General features: G+C 64.7%; 21 protein-coding genes. 10 read left to right on the forward strand and 11 right to left on the reverse strand.

What is annotated here, in order from left to right; genetic code table 11:
* Positions 1-21: 21 nt before the first annotated feature.
* The gene (locus ACKTEK_RS12985) at positions 22-915 is read left to right on the forward strand and encodes a methyltransferase domain-containing protein (RefSeq protein ID WP_409165718.1); all 894 of its coding nucleotides are present in this window, start codon (positions 22-24) and stop codon (positions 913-915) included.
* Positions 916-924: 9 nt separating this feature from the next.
* Here the strand turns inward: ACKTEK_RS12985 and ACKTEK_RS12990 are convergent, their stop codons facing one another.
* The 4 genes from ACKTEK_RS12990 to ACKTEK_RS13005 form a co-directional block, all read right to left on the reverse strand.
* The gene (locus ACKTEK_RS12990) at positions 925-1,143 is read right to left on the reverse strand and encodes a Flp family type IVb pilin (RefSeq protein ID WP_409165719.1); all 219 of its coding nucleotides are present in this window, start codon (positions 1,141-1,143) and stop codon (positions 925-927) included.
* A gap of 37 nt (positions 1,144-1,180) precedes the next feature.
* On the reverse strand, positions 1,181-1,588 hold the full coding sequence (locus ACKTEK_RS12995) for a (deoxy)nucleoside triphosphate pyrophosphohydrolase (protein WP_409166156.1): 408 nt from the start codon (positions 1,586-1,588) through the stop codon (positions 1,181-1,183).
* Complete coding sequence (argJ, locus tag ACKTEK_RS13000; protein WP_409165720.1) at positions 1,585-2,826, reverse strand: bifunctional glutamate N-acetyltransferase/amino-acid acetyltransferase ArgJ; 1,242 nt, start codon at positions 2,824-2,826, stop codon at positions 1,585-1,587. Before argJ ends, ACKTEK_RS12995 begins: the two co-directional genes overlap by 4 nt.
* Before the next feature lie 65 nt (positions 2,827-2,891).
* Positions 2,892-3,791, reverse strand: a complete 900-nt coding sequence (locus tag ACKTEK_RS13005) for a peptidylprolyl isomerase (protein WP_409165721.1) — start codon at positions 3,789-3,791, stop codon at positions 2,892-2,894.
* 332 nt (positions 3,792-4,123) lie between these two features.
* Here ACKTEK_RS13005 and secA point away from each other — a divergent pair, with 332 nt between their 5' ends.
* From secA to ACKTEK_RS13020, 3 genes are all read left to right on the forward strand, one after another.
* Positions 4,124-6,886: a preprotein translocase subunit SecA gene (secA, locus tag ACKTEK_RS13010; protein WP_409165722.1), complete on the forward strand. Its 2,763-nt coding sequence runs from the start codon at positions 4,124-4,126 to the stop codon at positions 6,884-6,886.
* A 110-nt stretch (positions 6,887-6,996) separates the two neighbouring features.
* Positions 6,997-7,902 (forward strand): FkbM family methyltransferase, encoded by a 906-nt coding sequence (locus tag ACKTEK_RS13015; protein WP_409165723.1) that lies wholly within the window; start codon positions 6,997-6,999, stop codon positions 7,900-7,902.
* A 121-nt stretch (positions 7,903-8,023) separates the two neighbouring features.
* On the forward strand, positions 8,024-9,799 hold the full coding sequence (locus ACKTEK_RS13020; RefSeq protein ID WP_409165724.1) for an SLC13 family permease: 1,776 nt from the start codon (positions 8,024-8,026) through the stop codon (positions 9,797-9,799).
* Between the two features lie 105 nt (positions 9,800-9,904).
* On the opposite strand, the gene ACKTEK_RS13025 is transcribed toward ACKTEK_RS13020, so the two are convergent.
* The 4 genes from ACKTEK_RS13025 to ACKTEK_RS13040 form a co-directional block, all read right to left on the reverse strand.
* Positions 9,905-11,038 (reverse strand): L,D-transpeptidase family protein, encoded by a 1,134-nt coding sequence (locus ACKTEK_RS13025; protein WP_409165725.1) that lies wholly within the window; start codon positions 11,036-11,038, stop codon positions 9,905-9,907.
* 368 nt (positions 11,039-11,406) lie between these two features.
* Positions 11,407-12,360, reverse strand: a complete 954-nt coding sequence (locus tag ACKTEK_RS13030) for an acetyl-CoA carboxylase carboxyltransferase subunit alpha (protein WP_409166157.1) — start codon at positions 12,358-12,360, stop codon at positions 11,407-11,409.
* A gap of 153 nt (positions 12,361-12,513) precedes the next feature.
* Positions 12,514-13,464 (reverse strand): site-specific tyrosine recombinase XerD, encoded by a 951-nt coding sequence (locus tag ACKTEK_RS13035; protein WP_409165726.1) that lies wholly within the window; start codon positions 13,462-13,464, stop codon positions 12,514-12,516.
* Positions 13,465-13,466: 2 nt separating this feature from the next.
* The gene (locus tag ACKTEK_RS13040; RefSeq protein WP_409165727.1) at positions 13,467-13,613 is read right to left on the reverse strand and encodes a histidine kinase; all 147 of its coding nucleotides are present in this window, start codon (positions 13,611-13,613) and stop codon (positions 13,467-13,469) included.
* A 204-nt stretch (positions 13,614-13,817) separates the two neighbouring features.
* Here ACKTEK_RS13040 and ACKTEK_RS13045 point away from each other — a divergent pair, with 204 nt between their 5' ends.
* From ACKTEK_RS13045 to ACKTEK_RS13055, 3 genes are read left to right on the forward strand one after another with little or no spacing between them, the layout of a single operon-like run.
* On the forward strand, positions 13,818-14,426 hold the full coding sequence (locus ACKTEK_RS13045; RefSeq protein WP_409165728.1) for a shikimate kinase: 609 nt from the start codon (positions 13,818-13,820) through the stop codon (positions 14,424-14,426).
* Positions 14,423-15,556: a 3-dehydroquinate synthase gene (aroB, locus tag ACKTEK_RS13050; RefSeq protein WP_409165729.1), complete on the forward strand. Its 1,134-nt coding sequence runs from the start codon at positions 14,423-14,425 to the stop codon at positions 15,554-15,556. The genes ACKTEK_RS13045 and aroB overlap by 4 nt, the downstream gene beginning before the upstream one ends.
* Positions 15,557-15,580: 24 nt before the next feature.
* Positions 15,581-16,867, forward strand: coding sequence for an HlyC/CorC family transporter (locus ACKTEK_RS13055; protein WP_409165730.1), 1,287 nt, complete (start codon positions 15,581-15,583; stop codon positions 16,865-16,867).
* Between the two features lie 3 nt (positions 16,868-16,870).
* Here ACKTEK_RS13055 and ACKTEK_RS13060 read toward each other — a convergent pair whose 3' ends face one another.
* Positions 16,871-17,173 (reverse strand): AzlD domain-containing protein, encoded by a 303-nt coding sequence (locus tag ACKTEK_RS13060; RefSeq protein ID WP_409165731.1) that lies wholly within the window; start codon positions 17,171-17,173, stop codon positions 16,871-16,873.
* An 11-nt stretch (positions 17,174-17,184) separates the two neighbouring features.
* Positions 17,185-17,838 carry an AzlC family ABC transporter permease gene (locus tag ACKTEK_RS13065; RefSeq protein WP_409165732.1) on the reverse strand — a complete coding sequence of 218 codons (654 nt, stop codon included), beginning with the start codon at positions 17,836-17,838 and terminating at the stop codon, positions 17,185-17,187.
* 260 nt (positions 17,839-18,098) lie between these two features.
* Between ACKTEK_RS13065 and ACKTEK_RS13070 the strand changes: the two genes are divergently transcribed.
* Complete coding sequence (locus tag ACKTEK_RS13070) at positions 18,099-18,542, forward strand: DoxX family protein (RefSeq protein ID WP_409165733.1); 444 nt, start codon at positions 18,099-18,101, stop codon at positions 18,540-18,542.
* A gap of 10 nt (positions 18,543-18,552) precedes the next feature.
* On the opposite strand, the gene ACKTEK_RS13075 is transcribed toward ACKTEK_RS13070, so the two are convergent.
* Entirely contained in the window at positions 18,553-18,819 is a 267-nt protein-coding gene (locus tag ACKTEK_RS13075; protein WP_409165734.1) for a BolA family protein, read from the reverse strand.
* A 101-nt stretch (positions 18,820-18,920) separates the two neighbouring features.
* Here ACKTEK_RS13075 and ACKTEK_RS13080 point away from each other — a divergent pair, with 101 nt between their 5' ends.
* Both ACKTEK_RS13080 and cobS read left to right on the forward strand, forming a co-directional pair.
* A complete protein-coding gene (locus tag ACKTEK_RS13080; protein ID WP_409165735.1) occupies positions 18,921-19,541 on the forward strand; it encodes a J domain-containing protein in 621 nt (206 codons plus the stop codon).
* Between the two features lie 146 nt (positions 19,542-19,687).
* Positions 19,688-20,662 carry a cobaltochelatase subunit CobS gene (gene cobS / locus ACKTEK_RS13085; protein ID WP_409166158.1) on the forward strand — a complete coding sequence of 325 codons (975 nt, stop codon included), beginning with the start codon at positions 19,688-19,690 and terminating at the stop codon, positions 20,660-20,662.
* The last annotated feature ends 3 nt before the right edge of the window (positions 20,663-20,665 follow it).

The following is a 20,665-nucleotide window of genomic DNA, read 5'->3' on the forward strand; positions in this document are numbered from 1 at the left end:
AACGCTAGGTGGTACGGTGAAATGAACACCGCCCAGATGCAACTCTTCGACCGCGACCTGCTGCTGGCCCGCCGGTTGCGCGCCCATCCGAACCTGCCCGATGCCGATTTCCTGCTTCGCCGCACGGCGGACGATATCGGCGAGCGGCTCGATGCCACCATGCGAGAATTTCCGCTCGCGGTGGACCTGTCCGCGCGCGGCGGCTTCATGTCCGCAACGCTGCGGCAGCAGGAACGCGTCGGCACGGTCATCGCCTGCGAACGCGCCGCGACCCTGCTGGGCGGCGCGCGCCCGGCGATCGTCTGCGATGATGAGCTGCCGCCCTTCGCGCCCGCCTCGCTTGACCTTGTGGTGTCCTCGATGGCGCTGCACTGGGTGAACGACCTGCCCGGCGCGCTGGTGCAGTTGCGCCGCGCGCTGAAACCCGACGGGCTGTTCATCGCCGCCATGCCCGGCGGCGCGACACTCACCGAATTGCGCCAGTCGCTGCTGGCGGCAGACGCCGAGACGACCGGCGGCGCACCGCCGCGCGTCTCACCCTTCGCCGACATTCGCGAACTGGGCGCGCTTCTGCAACGCGCGGGCTTTGCCCTGCCCGTGGTCGATCTGGAACCGGTGACGGTGCGCTACGAGAGCCTGTTCGCCCTGCTTCGCGATTTGCGCGCCATGGGCGCCACCAGCGTGCTCAGCGAGCGTGACCGCAAGCCGCTGACCCGCGCAACGTTGTTGCGCGCGGCTGAAATCTATGCGGAGAGGTTTGCCGATGCGGACGGGCGCATCCGCGCCACGGTGGAAATCATCCACCTGAGCGGGTGGGCGCCGCACGAAAGCCAGCAGCAGCCCTTGAAGCCGGGAAGCGCGAAAATGCGCCTCGCCGATGCGCTCAATCCGGAAAAGCCAATCGGAAAAGATTGATCTGGTCGATCAGCCGCCGCCCTGCAGCGCCTGGAACCCGTCATTGACCTGCTGGTACTTCGGCAGCAGCGAGCTTCCGATGGTACCGACGACCGTGGCGATGGCGACCGCGATGCCTGCGCCCAGAACCGCGTATTCGATGGCCGTTCCGCCGCTCTCGTCGGTCAGGAACGCGCCGCTGCGGTTCTTCAGGTAGGCCATGCGGCCCTGGTACGCATCCTGCGTCATGTTATCCTCGCCCAGTCGTCCGCTACGGATCTTGGGTTCAGAGCAGGTCGCGCAGAACCGGGATCAGCGGTATGTCAGCCGGTGGCATCGGGTAGTCGTTGAGGCGAACCGGGCGCACCCATGCGAGTTGCTGCCCTTCCATCGCCGTGACCTGTCCATGCCATCTCCGGCACACATAAAGTGGCATGAGGAGATGAAATTTTTCGTAAGCGTGACTCGTGAAACTCAGGGGTGCGAGGCAGGAAGCAGTAACGTCGATATCGAGCTCTTCCTTCAGCTCTCGGATCAGCGTTGCTTCCGGCGTTTCGCCGTCCTCGACCTTACCGCCGGGAAATTCCCACAGGCCCGCCATGGACTTGCCCTCGGGCCGCTGGGCGAGCAGCACCCGCCCGTCCACGTCCACCAGCGCGCAGGCGGAGACCAGCAGCACGCCCAAGCCCGTCAGCTCCGGTAGTCGCCGTTGATGGCGACATATTCCTTGGTCAGATCGCAGGTCCAGACCCGCGCCTTGCCGGTGCCGAGCCCGAGATCGACGCCGATCTCGATGGTCTCGCCCTTCATGTAGCCGGAGGTGTCCTCCTCACTGTAGCCGGGCACCCGCTCGCCGTTCTCGGCAACGAGAATGTCGCCGAAGCGGATCGCGAGCTTGTCGCGGTCCGCAGGCTCGCCGGCCTTGCCGACCGCCATGACAACGCGGCCCCAATTGGCGTCCTCGCCGGCGACCGCCGTCTTCACCAGCGGCGAATTGGCAATCGACAGCGCGATCGTCTTGGCCGACTTCGCGCTGCTGGCACCAGTCACGTCGATCTGGATGAACTTGCGCGCGCCTTCCCCGTCACGCACCACCTGCTGGGCAAGCTCGACCATGATGTCGGCAAAGGCCCGCTTGAAGGCAGCCAGCCGCCGGTCGGAGGCGGTATCCACCTGTGGCACACCATCGGCCTTCGCGGCACCGGTGGCAAAGGCCAGCACCGTGTCGCTGGTGGAGGTGTCGCTGTCGACCGTGATGGCGTTGAAGCTCGATTTCACACAGCGCGAGAGAATGTCCTGCAGCGCACCGGCTGAAACGGGGGCATCGGTGTAGATGAAGGAGAGCATCGTCGCCATGTCCGGCGCGATCATGCCCGCGCCCTTGGCGACGCCGGTGATGGTCACCTCGCCGTCCCCCATGCGCACGGTGCGCGAAACCACCTTCGGGTAGGTGTCGGTCGTCATGATGGCGCGCGCAACGTCCAGCGGGCGCGCCTTGCCGGCACCTGCGACTACGTCGTCCAGCACGCGGGCGAATTTTTCCGGCGGCAACGGCTCGCCGATCACGCCGGTCGATGCGAGGAATACCTCGTCTGTCGAGCAGCCCGCAGCCTTGGCGGCAGCCTTGGCCGTCGCCTCGACGGTCTCGATGCCCTTCATGCCGGTGAAGGCATTGGCATTGCCGGAATTGACGACGAGAACTCGCGCCTTCCCGTTGCCAAGCACCTTGCGGCACCAATCCACCGGGGCGGACGGGCATTTCGACTTGGTGAAGACGCCGGCAACCGCCGTGCCCTCGTCGAAGACCGACACCATCAGGTCGGTGCGCCCGGCATACTTGATGCCGGCCTCGGCAACCGCCAGCCGCACGCCCGCCACAGGTTGCGGGTCCTCCAGCACCTTCGGTGCCAACGGTGAAACGCTTGCCGTCATCTGATGCCCCCGGCCAGTTCGGCCGGGCGCGCGGCCCGGCCTGGTCTTGTTGTCGCTACTTGAACTTATTCGGTCTTGGGTGCGTCGGTCTTCGGCGCATCGCCCTCAGGCGCGGCCTCGGCCTCTTCGCCCGGACGCTCGATATCGGCACCGTCGCGCAGGGACTGGACGTAGTCGCGGCGCGCAAGCTGGCGGACCTCCTGCTCGATTTCCTTGCGGACGCTATCGAGCGGGGGCGGCGCGCTCATGCGCTTGTCCTCGACCTTGATGATGTGCCAGCCGAACTTCGACTGGACCGGATCGGTGACCGATCCCGGCTCGGTGCTGAACGCAGCCTCACCGAAGGGCGCAACGACCATGTCCTTGCTGAAATAGCCGAGGTCACCGCCATTGGCCTTGGAGCCGTCGGTGGAGTGTTCGGCCGCGAGTGCCTCGAAGTCGGCCCCGCCGTCCAGCTCGGCCTTCAGTTCCTTGGCCTTTTCCTCGCTCTCCACAAGGATATGGCGTGCACGGACCTCTTCCTTGGCCTCGAAATCCTTGATCGCGTCCTGGTAGCGCGCCTCGACGGCTTCGTCGGTCACGGCCTCCTCGCCGACGACGGCGAGCTTGGCCTGCACCAGCGCCTTGTTGCGGGAGAACGCCATCTGACGCTTGAAGGCCTCGCCATCGTCGAGCCCGTCCTTCTCCGCCTCGCGCGAAACCAGCGCGATGTCGATGAGGAAGGAGATCAGGTACTCGCCCTGCTGGTTCGGCGGCACCTGGCGCAGCACTTCACCCATCTCGCCCACCGCAAGGCGAACATCGTCCTTGGTGATATCCACACCATCGACGGTCGCGACGACTTCGCTGCCATCATCCGCTGCCTGGTCCTGGGCGTGGGCAACGCTGCCGAGGCCCATTGCCGCACACAGCAGCACCGAAGCCCCGAGATTGCGCAGCGAGCCTGCGCCAATGTTGAAAGTCATGTTCAGTTTCCTTGTCCCTTGCGCGGCACGTCTCCAGCGCTTCAAGCGCACGAAAGCGGCTGCGTGTGTCGATCCGGCCGGTTTGCGTTGCCGACCTTCAGATGTCTTGCCGCCATTGCTGGCGTATCTCGGCCTCGTTGACAAGGTGATATGGCAATCTTAAGTCTGCCGTTGAATTTCTGCGCGTTAAGCGCTCCGGGCGGCTCCTATCAGGCGGCACGCTCGCCACGAAAAGGTGACACACACCAAGGCCTGCCATATCTGGCAGGGTGGTTCGCGCGCCGCACCCGCCGCGCACGCACCGGTCTTATAAAGAACAAGGACATCCCCCCATGCTGGGTCTGGGCAAGATCGCCGGAAAGATTTTCGGCACGGCCAACGAACGAACCGTGCGCTCCTACCAGTCGAAGGTCGACGCCATCAACGCGTTGGAGCCGGAACTCAAGGACCTGACCGACGAGCAGCTTCGCGCGCGCACCGTCGATTTCCGCCAGCAGATCGAGAACGGCGCCAGCCTCGACGATCTCCTGATCCCCGCCTTTGCCACCGTCCGCGAAGCGGCCAAGCGCACGCTCGGCCAACGACACTTCGACGTGCAGCTGATCGGCGGCATGGTGCTGCACGAAGGCCGCATCTCCGAGATGAAGACCGGCGAAGGCAAGACGCTTGTCGCAACCCTCCCCGTCTATCTCAACGCGCTGTCGGGCAAGGGCGTCCACGTCGTCACGGTCAACGATTACCTTGCAAGCCGCGATGCGGGCTGGATGGGCCAGGTTTACCGCTTCCTCGGGCTGTCCGTCGGCGTCATCCTGCACGGCCTGAACGACGACGAGCGCCAGGCCGCCTATGCCTGCGACGTGACCTACGCGACCAACAACGAACTCGGCTTCGACTATCTGCGCGACAACATGAAGTACGAGCTGAACCAGATGGTGCAGCGCGGGCACGACTTCGCCATCGTCGACGAAGTCGACTCCATCCTCGTGGACGAGGCGCGCACGCCGCTCATCATTTCCGGTCCGGTGGAAGATCGCTCCGAGCTCTACACCACTGTCGACAACTATATCCCCAAGCTGACCGAAGAGCATTTCGAGCTCGACGAGAAGCAGCGCACCGTCATCCTCACCGAAAGCGGCACCGAGGCGATGGAGCAGATGCTGGCCGATGCCGGCCTCATCAAGGGTTCGCTCTACGACGTCGAGAACGTCACCTACGTTCACCACGTGAACCAGGCCCTGCGCGCCCACAAGCTGTTCCTGCGCGACCGCGATTACATCGTGCGCAACAACCAGGTGATGATTATCGACGAGTTCACCGGCCGCATGATGGAAGGCCGCCGCTACTCCGAAGGCCTGCACCAGGCGTTGGAAGCCAAGGAGCGCGTGCCGATCCAGCCGGAAAACGTCACGCTCGCCTCGATCACCTTCCAGAACTACTTCCGCCTGTACGAGAAGCTTGCCGGCATGACCGGCACCGCCCTCACCGAAGCCGCGGAATTCGCCGACATCTACGGCCTCGACGTGGTCGAGATCCCGACCAACCAGCCGATCTCGCGCGCCGACGAGGACGATGAGGTCTACCGGACCGAGGACGAGAAGTTCAACGCGATCATCTCGCTGGTCGACGACTGCAAGCAGCGCGGCCAGCCGATCCTTGTCGGCACCACCTCCATCGACAAATCCGAGCGCCTTGCCGAGCTGCTCAAGTCCGCCGGCTACCGCCAGAAGAACTTCGACGACGCCAACGCGTTCTCGGAACTCTACGATGGCGACCAGGGCCGCAGGGACGAGAAGGTCTTTGCCGTCCTCAACGCCCGCTACCATGAGCAGGAAGCGCAGATCATCACCCAGGCCGGCATTCCCGGCGCAGTGACGATTGCCACCAACATGGCCGGTCGCGGCACCGACATCCAGCTTGGCGGCAATGCAGACATGCGCATCGCCAACGAACTGGGCGACATGGAAGACGGCGCCGAGCGCCGCCGCAAGGAAGACGAGATCCGCGCCGACGTGGAGCGCCTCAAGCAGGTGGCGCTGGAAGCCGGCGGCCTGTGCGTCGTCGGCACCGAGCGCCACGAGAGCCGGCGCATCGACAACCAGCTTCGCGGCCGCTCCGGCCGCCAGGGCGACCCGGGCCGCTCGCGCTTCTACCTGTCGCTTCAGGACGACCTGATGCGCATCTTCGGCACCGACCGCATGGATTCGATGCTCCAGAAGCTCGGCCTGCAGGAGGGCGAGGCCATCGTCCACCCGTGGATCAACAAGGCGCTGGAAAAGGCGCAGCAGAAGGTCGAGGCGCGCAACTTCGACATCCGCAAGAACCTGCTCAAGTTCGACGACGTGATGAACGACCAGCGCAAAGCAATCTTCGAGCAGCGCATCGAGCTGATGCATGGCGAGGGCGTGGCCGAGACCATTGCGGACATGCGCCATCACATCATCGACGATCTCGTCGACGCCCACATGCCCGAAAAGGCCTATGCCGAGCAGTGGGACACCGACGGCCTGAAGGCCAAGATCCAGGAAGTCTTCGCGCTCGAACTGCCGGTCGGCGACTGGGCGGCTGAAGAAGGCATCGCCCAGGAAGATATGGCCGAGCGCCTGCGCGAGACCATCGACAAGGCGTTTGCCCGCAAGGCGGCGGAATTCTCGCCGGAAATCATGCGCCGCATCGAGAAGGCCGTGCTGCTGCAGACGCTGGACCACCTGTGGCGCGACCATATCGTCCAGCTCGAACAGCTTCGCCAGGTCATCGGCTTCCGCGGCTACGGCCAGCGTGACCCGCTCAACGAGTACAAGACCGAAGCCTTCGCGCTGTTTGAAAGCCTGCTGGACCGTCTCCGCGAGGCTGTGACCGCGCAGCTCATGCGCGTCGAGCTGGTGCAGGAGCCGCCGGAACTCGAACCGGTCGGCGAGATGGAAGGCCACCACATCGACCCGTTCACCGGCGAAGACGACATGCAAGGCGAAGGTGGCGTCGCGACAGCGGACCGCGACCCGAACAACCCGGCATCGTGGGGCCGTGTTGGCCGCAACGAACCCTGCCCTTGCGGTTCGGGCAAGAAATACAAGCACTGCCACGGCCGGTTTGCCTGATCCGAGAACAGATTGAACGAGTCTCGCCTTTCATGCGTTGCTAACTCACAGGCCGCCTGGTCCTCGTCCGTTCCGGGCGGCAGTCGCTGGCAGCGCCCGAAAGGCCTCACTTGAAAATTCGTTCTCTCAAGGCGTTGGAAGACCGCTTTCGCCACCACCGCGATCGTCTCCTGGGACGTTCGCTGTTCAATTCAGGACTGTCGGCCAAGGCGTTCTACAGGTCGATGGGCGTGCGCGGTGACATCGTCATCCGGCGCTTTTCAGATCACAGCATGGCGCTGGACCCCGCCGATCATGTCATTGGCTGGCGCATTCTGAACGATGGCGCCTGGCAACGTGACGAACTGCTCAACGCCATTGGCTACGCCCGTCGCAAGGGCGCGCTGAATCCCGGCGGATGTTTTCTCGATGTCGGCGCGAATATCGGCAGCCAGACCGTCTATGCCTTGCTGACTGGTGAATTTTCGAACGCGCTTGCCATCGAGCCGGTGCCCGGCAATGTCGAGCTCCTGTCTCTCAATATCCATCTCAACAAGATGAGCGGCAGGGCCATCGCGGTCGAGAGCGCGGCGGGGTCGGAAACCGGTACGCTGACCCTCTCGGTGAGCGGCCACAATTCCGGCGGTCACAGTTCTCGTATCACCCATACCGACGCCACGCCGGTCGAAGTGCCGGTGGCGCGGCTCGACGACATTCTCCAGGCCAGCAACATTGCCGCAGGCGATGTGTCTTTCGTATGGATCGATGCGGAAGGCGCTGAGCCGGACATCCTGTTTGGAATGGACGATATTCTCGCCACCGCCCCACCCATGGTGATCGAATGGAATGCCGGACTCTATTCGCCCTCCGAGATCCAGGCCGTGACGACGAAGCTCGCCGAACACTACGTGACATGCGTCGATATCGACCGTCTCGACGAAGATGGCGAGGACCCTTCCATACCCATCGAAGGTCTCGCCATGATGCCGAACCACGCGGACGTGTTGTGCCTGCCCGAGCGCAGCAGCCAGGACTAGGCACCGCAGGACCAAGCACCGGTTGCCGAATTTTCTCCGGCAACCATTTCTTGCCCGACCGATTGCCCCGCTAATCTGATATTCGAAGCGTCCCACCACCGTCTCGCCCAAGGGCCGAACCATGACATTTGACCAGATCGCGCTTTTCTCCCTGTTCTTCGCCGTTTTCGCGATGATGATCTGGGGCCGCTTCCGCTACGACGTCATTGCCTTCTCCGCCCTCGTCGTCGCAGTCATTCTCGGTCTGGTTTCCCACGAGAACGCTTTTTCCGGCTTCGGGCATGAAGCCACGATCATCGTCGCGCTGGTGCTGGTGGTCTCCAAGGGACTGGTGAATTCCGGTGCCGTCGACTTCATCACCCGCACGATGATCGACAGTTCCCGCAATATCGGCGCGCACATCACCATCATGTCGGGCCTGGGCGCGGCCCTGTCGGCCTTCATGAACAACGTTGCTGCCCTCGCCCTGCTGATGCCGGTCGACCTCGCCGCTGCCCGCAAGGCCGAGCGCAGCCCGGCCCTGACACTGATGCCGCTTTCCTTCGCCACCATTCTCGGCGGCCTCGCCACCCTGATCGGCACCCCGCCCAACATCATCATTGCCGCCTATCGCGACCGTGCACTCGGCGAGAGCTATTCCATGTTCGATTTCGCCCCTGTCGGCATCGCCTGCACGGTGGTCGGCGTTGCCTTCGTGACGCTGATCGGCTGGCGGCTGATCCCGCAGGCGCGCGGCGAGAAGGAACCGTCGAAGGAACTGCAGCGCGTCCACGGCTTCATCGCCGAGCTGGTCATCGACGAGGAATCGCCGATGGTCGGCAAGACCATTGCCGACTTCGACGAAGACCCCGATGCCGAGGACCTCACGCTGCTGGGGCTGGTGCGAAACGGCAAACGCATTCCCGGCGGCGCGCGGCGCGAGGAAATCCGCGTCAACGACATTCTCGTCGTCGACGCTTCCCATGACGCCATCGACGCGTTTCGCGGTGTGATGAAGCTCGACTTCATCGGCGGCGACCGGGTGCGCAGCGAGGCCGGTGCCGACCTCGCCATCGCCGAGGTGGTTGTCCAGCACAACTCCCGTGCGGAAGGTCGCTCGGCCGACAACATGCGGCTGATTTCACGCCATGGCGTCACGCTGCTTGCGGTGTCTCGCCAGGGCGTGCGCTTTCGCAAGCGCGTGCGTCACCTGTCGCTGAAGGCCGGCGACATCCTGCTGCTGCTTGGCCCCGCAGATCGCCTCGCCGACATGACCGAGTGGCTCGGTGCCTTGCCGCTTGCCGAACGCGGGCTGCAGGTCACCCAGCATGGCCGCGCCGGACTGGCCGCCGCGATCTTCATCGCCGCCGTCGCGCTGGCAAGCTTCGGCTTCATCTACCTGCCGGTGGCGCTCGCCGCGGTCGTGATCCTCTACGTGCTGCTGGACATCGTGCCGCTGCGCCAGGTCTATGACGAGATCGAATGGCCGGTGGTCATATTGCTCGGCTCGATGATTCCGCTGGGCGTCGCGCTGGAGGAATCCGGCGGCACGCTTCTTATCGCCAATACCATCGTGAACGTTTCGCAGGGCCTTGCACCCGCCGTGGTCCTGACGATCCTGATGGTGGTGACCATGACCCTCTCGGACGTGCTCAACAATACCGCGACCGCCGTCATTGGCGCGCCCATCGCGGTCGACATCGCCAACCAGCTCAATGTCAGCCCCGACCCGTTCCTGATGGCTGTCGCCGTTGCCGCGTCCTGCGCGTTCCTGACGCCCATCGGCCACAAGAACAACACGCTCATCCTTGGCCCCGGCGGCTATAAGTTCGGCGACTACTGGCGCATGGGCCTGCCGCTGGAGATCATTGTGATCGCCGTCGCGGTGCCGGTAATCCTGATGGTGTGGCCTCTCTAGAAGGTGCGGCGTCCGCCAGCGGGCATCGAGCCTGCGAGCAAAAAGAAAAAGGGGCGGCCCAGCCTGGGACCGCCCCTACTTGATTCTGACTACCTGATAAGCGCGTCAGCGCGTCCCGGCAGCGTCGCCCTTCACGTGGCTGCGCGGGACCGAGCGCGTATCGACCGTCACGAACATGTCGAAGACCGCGAACGGGTCCGGCGCGTTGCCATCGGCCGGCCCATAGCCCGTCGCGGCATTGCCCTGGTTTTCATCCTTGCGGCCACCAAGGCCCGGGATGCGAAGCGCGGGAAGACGCGACATCAGCGACGGGCTGTCCTGTGAAGACGCGGTGGACGAGGTGGCGACCGTGGTGTCGCGGGTCGCGGCAACCTGGACCGGTGCGTTGGACGGAGCCAGCGTGCCGCCATTCTCGAGCTGGGCGACGGCAAGCTGGATCGCCTGCTCGTCCTGCTGCGCCTTCTGGGCAACCGCCGTGCGAATGTCGGCCGGCACGTCGAGCTGCGGGCACGGCGCGGACGGATCGAGCCGCTCGTTCTTGGCGTTGAACACATAGCGGCGGCCGCACACGTCGATGCTCGGCGGTGCGCCGGTGACCTCGAAGTGGTCGTTGCCTTCCTTCAGGTTCTTCCAGAAATCGGCATTCGGGTTGTTGCGATGGCGCGCGAGGTTCTGCGGCGTCATGCGGAACGGATAGGCCTGCACCTGGATCGCGCGCTGTCCGCCGTCGAAGGCTTCTCGGGCGAGCGCGTAGATTTCCTCGATCTGCTTGTCCTGCATGGCGTAGCAGCCAGCCGACAGGCAGTCGCCGTGCACCATCAGGTGCGCGCCGGTGCGACCGTGGGTCTGGTCGAAGGTGTTCGGGTAACCAAGGTTGAACGACAGGTGGTAGGACGACTTCGGGTTCATCAGGCCGCGCGTGACCTGGTAGTAGCCCTCAGGCGCCTGCTTGTCGCCTTCCTTGCGCTTGGGGCCGAGATCGCCCGACCAGCGGCAGATGTCGTAGCTCTTCAGCTCGATATACTTGCCGGTCTTGGTGCGCTTCCACACCTCAAGCTTCGACTCTTCCTTGAAGATCCGCATCATGATGGGATCCGCGGCGCTGACGCCCTTCAGATCCATCTCGCGCTTGATCGCGAAGGAGAGAGGCGTTTCATGTTTGGGGACAGGACCGCTGCACGCGGCGAGGGCCATGGCGAGACCGCAGGCGGCCGCCGCGCCCATGAGGCGCTTACGCATTACGCTTACTCCGTACACACTGGGCGCGAAAACGGTCCTGGATACGCACAGGCATCGCGCCAACACAGTTAGCACAGTGTTGCGAAACGGCTTTAAGAAACGGTTTCGACATTCCCCGACCTGACCGAAAAACACCCACTGGTGTCAGTAACTTCGCCTAGACGATGCGCAAAGAGTGGTGAAAGCGCCTCGTCACCCCGATGGTTTCAGCGCCGATGAATTAGGCACTGAATGCGGCGCGTCTATGACGACGCATCCTTGAGCGGAAAAATACAGGACAAACGGTTGCGCCGCCAGCGGTCCGACAATCACAGTTTGCAACAATTTGCGCGGGTTCGTGCGCGCCCTGCAGCCGGAAAACCCTGCGCTTACAGGTCCTTGCCGATGGCGAGGAACTTGTCCCGGCGCGCTTTTCTCACCGCGCCCGCGTCCATGCCCTCAAAACCGGCCAGCGCGTCGGAAATCGCGTCGCCTGTCGCACGGATCGCGGCCGCCCGGTCACGATGCGCACCACCCAGCGGTTCCTCGATGATCGTGTCGATCACGCCGAACGACTTCAGGTCCTGCGCCGTCACCTTCATGGCGGTGGCCGCATCTGCCGCGCGCGAAGAATCGCGCCACAGGATCGAGGCAGAGGCTTCCGGCGAGGCGACGGTGTAGATCGAATGCTCCAGCATCAGCACCTTGTTGGCCGTTGCCAGCGCAACCGCGCCGCCCGAGCCGCCTTCACCGACAATGACGGCGATGTTGGGCACGCCGAGCGCAAGGCACATCTCGGTCGAGCGTGCGATGGCTTCCGCCTGGCCACGCTCTTCCGCGCCGATGCCGGGATAGGCGCCGGCGGTATCCACCAGAGCGATGACCGGAAGCGAGAAGCGATCGGCAAGGTCCATCAGGCGCACCGCCTTGCGGTAGCCTTCGGGCCGCGCCATGCCGAAATTGTGCTTCAGCCGGCTGGCCGTGTCATTGCCCTTCTCGTGGCCGATCACCATCACCGGGTTGCCCTCGAAGCGGCCGATACCGCCGACGATGGCGTGGTCCTCGGCGAACTTGCGATCGCCGGCAAGCGGCTGGAACTCGGTGATGAGCTGGTCGATGTAGTCGCGCAGGTGGGGCCGGTGCGGGTGGCGGGCCACCTGCGTCTTCTGCCACGGCGTCAGCTTGGAGTAGATGTCCTTCAGCGCCTGTGCGGACTTCGCTTCCATGCGCGAAATGTCGTCTGAAATCCGAACCGCGTCGTCCTCGCTGCCGAGCGAGCGAAGTTCGGCGATCTTGCCTTCAAGATCGGCGACCGGTTTTTCGAAGTCCAGGTAAGCCTTGATTCCCAACTGTGAAACTCTCCCGCATGGGCCCGGCGGTGTGAGACATGACGCGCTTTTTCAGCAGGCGCCGGTAAGGGCCGCATGGACGGGCGGAAACTGGCGCGGGGTCATGGCCGTGTCAAGCATGACTGCGCTCGGGCAACGCCTGTTGCGTCAGCCGCTCTTGCGGCCACGCGCTCTTGCCGCTGCCGCGAGGGGATGATGGGTGGCGACGGTCTGCTTCAACCGCTCTTCCAGCACGTGCGTGTAGATCTGCGTGGTGGAAATGTCCGCATGTCCAAGCAGTTTCTGCAGCGCGCGCAGGTCCGCGCCATTGGCGAGAAGATGGCTCGCGAAGGCGTGCCGCAACACGTGCGGCGAGATCGCGTCGGCATCCAGCCCGGCTGCCGCGCACAACACCTTCAATTCGCGCGCAAACGCCTGCCGCGTCAGGTAGCCCGACTTGCTTTCGGCCGGAAACAGCCAGCGCGAGTTCTGCTCGGCGCGTGCCGCCACATGGGCCTGCAGCGCCTTCTTGGCCTGTGCCGACAGCGGCACCATGCGCTCGCGCCCGCCCTTGCCGCGCACGTTCAGCAGGTCACGGTCGGATTTCGCCGCGCTCGCCGGCAATGCGATCAGTTCCGAGACGCGCAACCCCGTCGCGTAGAGCAGTTCGACGAGACAGTGCATGCGCAACGCCCGCTGCCCCACCCCGGTCCTGGGGTTGGCGTCCGTAGCCGCCTGCGCCGCCGTCTCCAGCAGCGTTTCCACCTGCGCCTCGCTCATCACCTTCGGCAGCGATGCGGCGCGGCGTGGCGTGTCCTGCCCGTCTGCGGGGTCTGCGGCGATCACCCCTTCCTCCACCAGAAACCGGAAGAACTGGCGCAGGGCAGACAATTTGCGCGCCGCCGTGCTGGCCGCCATCTGGCGGCTGGCAAGCTGCGCCATGAAGGCCGTCACGTCGCTGGCATCGACGCTCGCGGGTCCGCGCCCGCGCGACACCGCGAAGGATGCGAACCCGGCCAGGTCGCGGTCATAGGCCGTAAGTGTGTTGGGGGCTGCGTTGCGCTCGGCGCTCAGCATTTCCAGAAACGCGTCGATCCGGCGTTCCCAGTCGGTTTTCATCGCTACTCGATCCGCATGTCGTCGAGGCGAACCCGCTCGCTGATCTCCGCGGGTTCGTTGTCCACGAAGTTCACCAGCGCGAACATGGTGCCATAGGCCAGTCCGGCGAGGACGGCGATCCAGACGACGAGGCGGATAAGCGTCGGCATGAAGTTATTGGCCCCGTGTTCGCTGCGCGGTTGCCGGTGCGCTTGCGTTCACCGGCGAACGTGGTCGGCCCTCTTTCAACCATTAAGCGCAGTGATCTGCAAGCGCATCGCCCCTTCGTTGCCTTGTCATTGCGGGGGATCGCCTTTACCAAACCGTGCAAGTGCCCACGTGGGCAATCCTCGAGACTTGCGGCAAAGCCTGAAGTGAACGACACAAACGACGAATTCGCAGTCCCCACCGACCTCGCGACCGATATCTCCCGGTCGATCGGCACCCGCTCCGTGGTGCTCGTGGGGATGATGGGCGCCGGCAAGAGCAGCGTCGGCCGCCGGCTGGCGCAGGCGTTGAAGATGCCCTTCGTCGATGCCGACCATGAAATCGAGGTCGCGGCGGGCCGCTCCATCCCCGAAATCTTCGCCGAATTCGGCGAGGCGCATTTCCGCGAGGGCGAGTCCCGCGTGATCGCCCGCCTGCTCGGCAACGGGCCGCAGGTACTGGCGACCGGCGGCGGCGCGATGATGAACGAGGACACCCGTAAGCTGATCGCCGAACATGGCGTGTCGGTGTGGTTGCGCGCGGATATCGAGGTGCTGATGAAGCGCGTGCGCCGCCGCTCCAACCGCCCGCTGCTCAAGGCCGAAGACCCCGAGGCCGTGATGCGCAAGCTGCTGGAAGTCCGCGACCCCTTCTATGCAACCGCCGACATCACCGTTGAATCGCGCAACGTGCCGCACGGCGTCGTCGTCTCCGAGATCGCCGAGAAGATCGACGCCTACCTCAACCGCAACGTCACGAGCGGAGAAAACGTGTGACGCAGCAATCTCCATCGACCGTGCGCGTTGAACTGGGCGAGCGCAGCTACGACGTGGTGATCGGGACCGGCCTGCTCGCCGGTGCAGGTGCGCGCATTGCACAGCTTGCACCCGGCGCGCGCGTCGCCGTCATCGCCGATGAAAACGTCGATGCCGCGCATGGCGACACGGTGCGTGCCAGCCTCACCGAGGCCGGGATCGGCCATGTCGGGCTGACCGTCCCGCCGGGCGAAGCCACGAAATGCTTTGCCCAGCTGGAGCGTATTGTCACCTTCCTGCTCGACGCGCGCATCGAGCGCGGTGACCTCGTGCTGGCGCTTGGTGGCGGTGTCGTCGGAGATCTCGCTGGCTTTGCCGCAGCCGTCACCCGGCGCGGCATGAGCTTCGTGCAGGTTCCGACCTCGCTGCTGGCGCAGGTGGATTCCTCCGTTGGCGGCAAGACCGGCATCGATACCAGCCACGGCAAGAACCTCGTCGGCGCGTTTCACCAGCCCGCGCTGGTTCTGGCCGATATCGGCGTGCTGAACACCCTGCCCGCGCGGGAGTTTCGCGCCGGGTACGCGGAAGTCGCAAAATACGGCCTGCTGGGGGATGCGGAATTCTTCGACTGGCTTGAGACAAACCGCGAGGCGCTGTTTGCCGGTGACATGGCCCTGCGCGCGCAGGCCATCGAAACCTCGTGCCGGGCCAAGGCGCGCATCGTGGCAGCCGATGAGCGCGAAGGCGGCGTGCGCGCCCTGCTCAACCTCGGCCACACCTTCGGCCACGCGCTGGAGGCCGCCACCGGCTATTCCGAGCGGCTGCTGCACGGTGAGGCAATTTCCATCGGCATGGCGCTGGCCTTCGACTTCTCCGTCGAGACGGCCGGCTGCCCGCCGGACGATGCCGCCCGCGCGATCCTGCACTTCCGCCAGGCCGGCCTGCCGGTCGACATTTCGCAGGTGCCGGGACAACTGCCGGATGCCGACGGCATTCTCTCGCTCATGTGGCAGGACAAGAAGGTTCAGCGCGGCGCGATGAACCTGGTTCTTGCCCGCGCCATCGGCGATGCCTATGTCGCAAAAAACGTCGATCCCGATACATTGCTGGACTTCCTCAAACGGAAAATGTCCGTCGCCGCGGCGAGCTGACCGCGGCGCGCTCACGGAGCCCCCATGGCACTGACGCTCACAGCCCTCGCGATCGTGGCCCTGCTGGCCATGTCGGCCTTCTTTTCCGGTTCCGAGACGGCGCTCACCGCCGCCTCGCGCGCCCGCATGCACTCGATGGAATCGAGGGGCAATTCGCAGGCAGCCATCGTCAACAAGCTGATCAGCGCGCGCGAGCGCCTCATCGGCGCGCTGCTGCTTGGCAACAACCTCGTCAACATCCTGGCCTCGGCGCTGGCCACGAGCATGTTCCTGTCGCTGTTCGGAGACGCCGGCGTCGCCATCGCGACCCTGGTGATGACCGCGCTCGTCCTGGTCTTCGCGGAAGTCCTGCCCAAGACCTACGCCATCAACAATTCCGACCGCATGGCACTGTTCGTTGCGCCCTACCTGCGGCGCATCGTGGCCCTGTTTGGCCCGGTCGCCATGGCGGTGGAGGCCATCGTCGGCGTTTTGCTGCGGATGCTCGGTGCCAACAACTATCAAGAGGACGATGAGTCCAACGCCCATGACGAGATCCGTGGTGCAATCGACCTGCACACGCTGGAAGGCTCGGTCGTGCGCGAGCACCGCAACATGCTCGGCGGCGTACTCGACCTGAACGAACTCGAAGTCTCCGACGTAATGATCCACCGCACGAATATCGAGGCGCTGAACGCGGACGAGACACCGGCCCGGTTGGTGGAACTGGCACTCGCCAGTTCCTATTCGCGCCTGCCGTTGTGGCGCGAAACCACCGACAACATCGTCGGCGTGCTGCACGTGAAGAACCTGCTGCGCGCCATCATGGCAGCCGGTGGCAGCTCCGACGGCATCGACGTGCTCGGCCTCGCCTCGCCGCCTTGGTTCGTGCCCGACACCACCACACTGCACGACCAGCTATCCGCGTTCCTGAAGCGAAAGTCGCACTTCGCCGTCGTCGTCGACGAGTACGGCGAGGTGATGGGCCTCATCACGCTGGAAGACATCATCGAGGAAATCGTCGGCGACATCTCCGACGAACACGACGTGGTCGTGGCCGGCGTGAAGCCGCAGACCGATGGCTCGGTGAAGGTCGACGGCAACGTCCCTATCCGCGACCTGAACCGCGCCATGGACTGGACCCTGCCCGACGACGAGGCGACCACCATCGCCGGTCTCGTCATCCACGAGGCACGCCTCATCCCCGAGCCGGGGCAGGCCTTCACCTTCCACGGCTTCCGCTTTGCGGTGACCGGGCGGGAAAAGAACCGGATCACGTCGCTGCACGTGCGCCGCGCCGACCTTCCCGGCAAGCGCCGCAGCCGCCTCTAGCGTTCAGACCGCCCCTGTCAGCAGTTGCAGGCCGATGAAGGCGGCAAGCCCCGCCGCCATCGTCACCGGCACGTTGCGCGTCACCCATGCAACGCCGGCGGCAACAATCGCGGCGAGCCATCCGACAGGCTCGGCATTGGCGAGCGACGACCCGACGAGCGCGACCACGATGAGACCCGGCAGGTCTTCCAATAGCGGTGCAAAGCGCGACCGGCTCACGCGCTCGCCGATCATCATCCCGGCATAGCGCATGGCGAAGGTCGCAACCGCGAGGCCGGCGATCAGGATCCATTGCGTGGAGGTCAAGCAGCCAGCCCCTATCTGCGTACGAGAACACCGGCGACCAGGCCAAAGATCGCGGACACCACGATGGCCTGCGCCGGCGGCAAGCCGACCCGGACCAGTGCCACGGCCAGCACGAATGTCACCGCCCACGGAACCAGCCCGGCGAGGCGGGCCGGGACCATGCCGCGTGCCATGGCGATGAAGGCTGCGGTGAAGGCGAACCCGAGCCCCCATTTCTCAAGGTCCGGCAAGGTTGCCCCCAGCCACGCGCCGAGCGACGTCGAAACCGTCCACGTGACCAGCATCACCAGCCCCGAGCCGATCAGGAAATCGGGATCGAGATCGCTGTCTCCATCGCGGCGGGACATGGCGAGCGCCCAGTTCTCGTCCGACGTGACGTGCAGTGCGAACAGCCGGCGCCACAGCGGAAGTGCCCTTAGCACCCGCGAAACCGACGCCGTGATCCCGAGGTAGCGAAGGTTCATGATGGCGCCCGCGAAGACCGCGCCGAGAAGGCCGCTACCGGCTGCGAACTGGTCTACCGCAACGATCTGCGACGTGCCCGCGTGAACGCTCGTGCTCATCAGGCCGACACCCCACCACGGAAAGCCGACCTGGGCTGCGAGCACGCCGAAGGCCAGCCCGTACAGCGCCGCGCCGAATGCCAGCGGGAGAATCGAAATCATGCCCTGCTTCATGGCAGGCAAGCTATCGCGCAGCCATTGCCCGCAGAAGCGCAAAGGAAGAGCAAAGGACATGACGCAGCGGCAGTGCGGACTGACACGGTTGAGAGCGCGGGCGGCAGGGTTTCAAGGGTTCTGTTCTCGATAACGGAACAATCAGTCTCCAATTAAGTGACTAACGTCCGATTTGGAAAACAATAAATGTGGCTCGCTGACGCTCAAGACCGGCACCCCGCCCGGTCCGTCATCGAAGGAATGAAACCATGATCGACACCCGCCTCGCGCCCTACGGTGCCCTGGTGCTGCGCGTTGCGCTCGGCGCCATGTTCATTGCTCACGGCCTGCTCAAGGTCATCGTCTTCACGATCCCCGGAACCGTCGCCTTCTTCGGCAGCCTCGGCTACCCGGCGATCTTCGCCTACCTGACGATCGCAGCCGAACTCTTCGGCGGCGTCATGCTGATCGCCGGCATCGCACCGCGTCTCGTCTCGCTGGCGCTGGTTCCCGTGCTGATCGGCGCGATGCTCGTCCACGTGCCGAACGGCTGGCTCTTCACCGCCGAGAACGGCGGTTGGGAATACCCGGCCTTCCTCGTGGTCGCAGCCGTGACGCAGTTCTTGGTCGGGGATGGCGCGGCAACGCTCGTGCGCTCCGAGAAGCTGGTCCCGGCGATTGCACCGGGCAGCACGCAGGCCGTCCGCGCCTGAGGCTGAACCCTCAGCCCTCCGGATGCGCCTTGATGGCGAGTGCGTGAACCGGATTGCCTATCAGTTCATCGAGAGCCGCGTTGACCATCCTGTGCTGGTCGACGCGGCTTTTGCCGTTGAAGGCCGCCGATCTGATCGTCACGCGAAAATGTGTTTCGCCACCTTCGCGCCAGCCGCCGTGCCCCTCGTGCAGATGAGATTCGTCCTCGACATTCAGCTCGCTCGGCTCAAAGGCCGCGCGCAGGCGCGTTTCGATCTCGTTGCGGATGGCGGTCATGTGTCTTCCGGCGTTGTTGAAGCCAACCGGGCCAAGTAGCGCAATCATCGTTGTCGCGCCAGCCTTGTTTGCGCCGTTCGCCCTACCCATAATCACCGGCGATGAAACGCAATTCAAAACTCTTCGACACGATCAAGGTTCAGAAGACCAAGCGCCGCTCCAAGCCCGAGCCGGTCTCCGATGCCCCGATCTGTGATCACCCGTCCTGCGCCCAGCCCGGTCCCCACCGGGCGCCAAAGGGTCGTGGCCGCGAAGGCGAATTTTACAATTTCTGCCTCGACCACGTGCGCGAATACAACAAGTCCTACAACTACTTCACCGGCATGGCCTCCGACGATGTCGCCGCCTACCAGCGCGATTCCGCGACCGGCCACCGCCCGACCTGGAAGATGGGACAGAACGCCGCCAAGCCGAAGACGGGGCGCGCGCCGCGCACCGGGCGCTTCTCGGTGGACGACCCCTTCGAGGTGTTCGAGAACGAGCCGGACGGGCCGGCGCCGGCCCCCGGGGCACAGCGTCGCACGGTGCTGGCCGCCCACAGGCGCGCCTTCGAAACGCTGGACCTCGACGAAGAGGCTGAGCGCACCGAGATCCGCTCCAAGTTCAAGGCGCTGGTGAAGCGCCACCACCCGGATGTCAACGGCGGCGACCGCTCCGGCGAGCACCGCTTGCGCGAGATCATCCAAGCCTACAATACGCTCAAGTCCGCTGGTTTCTGCTGACCGGATTCTTTAAGGTCCGGATTCAGCGAGTGTCTTGGCGCATGGCAACGGGCTTGCCGCAGGCGCATCTCCAACACATTTCCGGCGCACCAAGGGTGCCCAACCGACAGGGACGATGACGAATGACGATGGCAGCTGCCGCACCGATGGAGGCGATCCCCTCAGAACCGGACATGAAGGTTTCCGTCCGGCAGGTATTCGGGATCGACAGCGACCTTGAGGTTCCGGCCTATTCCGAAGCCAGCGAGTACGTGCCCGATCTCGACCCGGACTACCTGTTCAACCGCGAGACGACGCTGGCGATCCTGGCGGGCTTTGCCTACAACCGCCGCGTCATGGTGCAGGGCTATCACGGCACCGGCAAATCCACCCACATCGAGCAGATCGCATCGCGCCTGAACTGGCCTTGCGTGCGCGTCAATCTCGACAGCCACATCTCCCGTATCGACCTCGTCGGCAAGGACGCCATCGTCGTGCGCGAGGGGCTGCAGGTCACCGAATTCCGCGATGGCATCCTGCCGTGGGCCTACCAGCACAACGTCGCGCTCGTGTTTGACGAATACGACGCCGGACGCCCGGACGTGATGTTCGTGATCCAGCGTGTGCTGGAATCCTCCGGCCGCCTGACCCTGCTCGACCAGAGCCGCGTCATCCGCCCGCACCCGGCCTTCCGCCTGTTCGCCACCGCCAACACGATCGGCCTTGGTGATACGTCGGGCCTCTATCACGGCACCCAGCAGATCAACCAAGCGCAGATGGACCGCTGGTCCATCGTCACCGTGCTGAACTACCTGCCGCACGATGACGAAGTTGGCATCGTTGCGGCCAAGGCCAAGCATTTCGGCACCGAGGAGGGCCGCGCCATCGTCTCCAAGATGGTGCGCGTCGCGGACCTCACCCGCTCCGCCTTCGTCAACGGCGACCTGTCCACCGTCATGAGCCCGCGTACGGTCATCATGTGGGCGGAGAACGCGGCGATCTTCGGTGACGTGGGTCTCGCATTCCGCCTGACCTTCCTCAACAAGTGCGACGAGCTGGAGCGCGGCATCGTCGCCGAGTTCTACCAGCGCGCCTTCGGCGAAGAACTGCCCGAATCCACAGTCAATCTCGCGCTGAGCTGAGCG

It is taken from the genome of Tepidamorphus sp. 3E244 (assembly GCF_046159835.1).
GTDB lineage: Bacteria > Pseudomonadota > Alphaproteobacteria > Rhizobiales > Tepidamorphaceae > JACKJK01.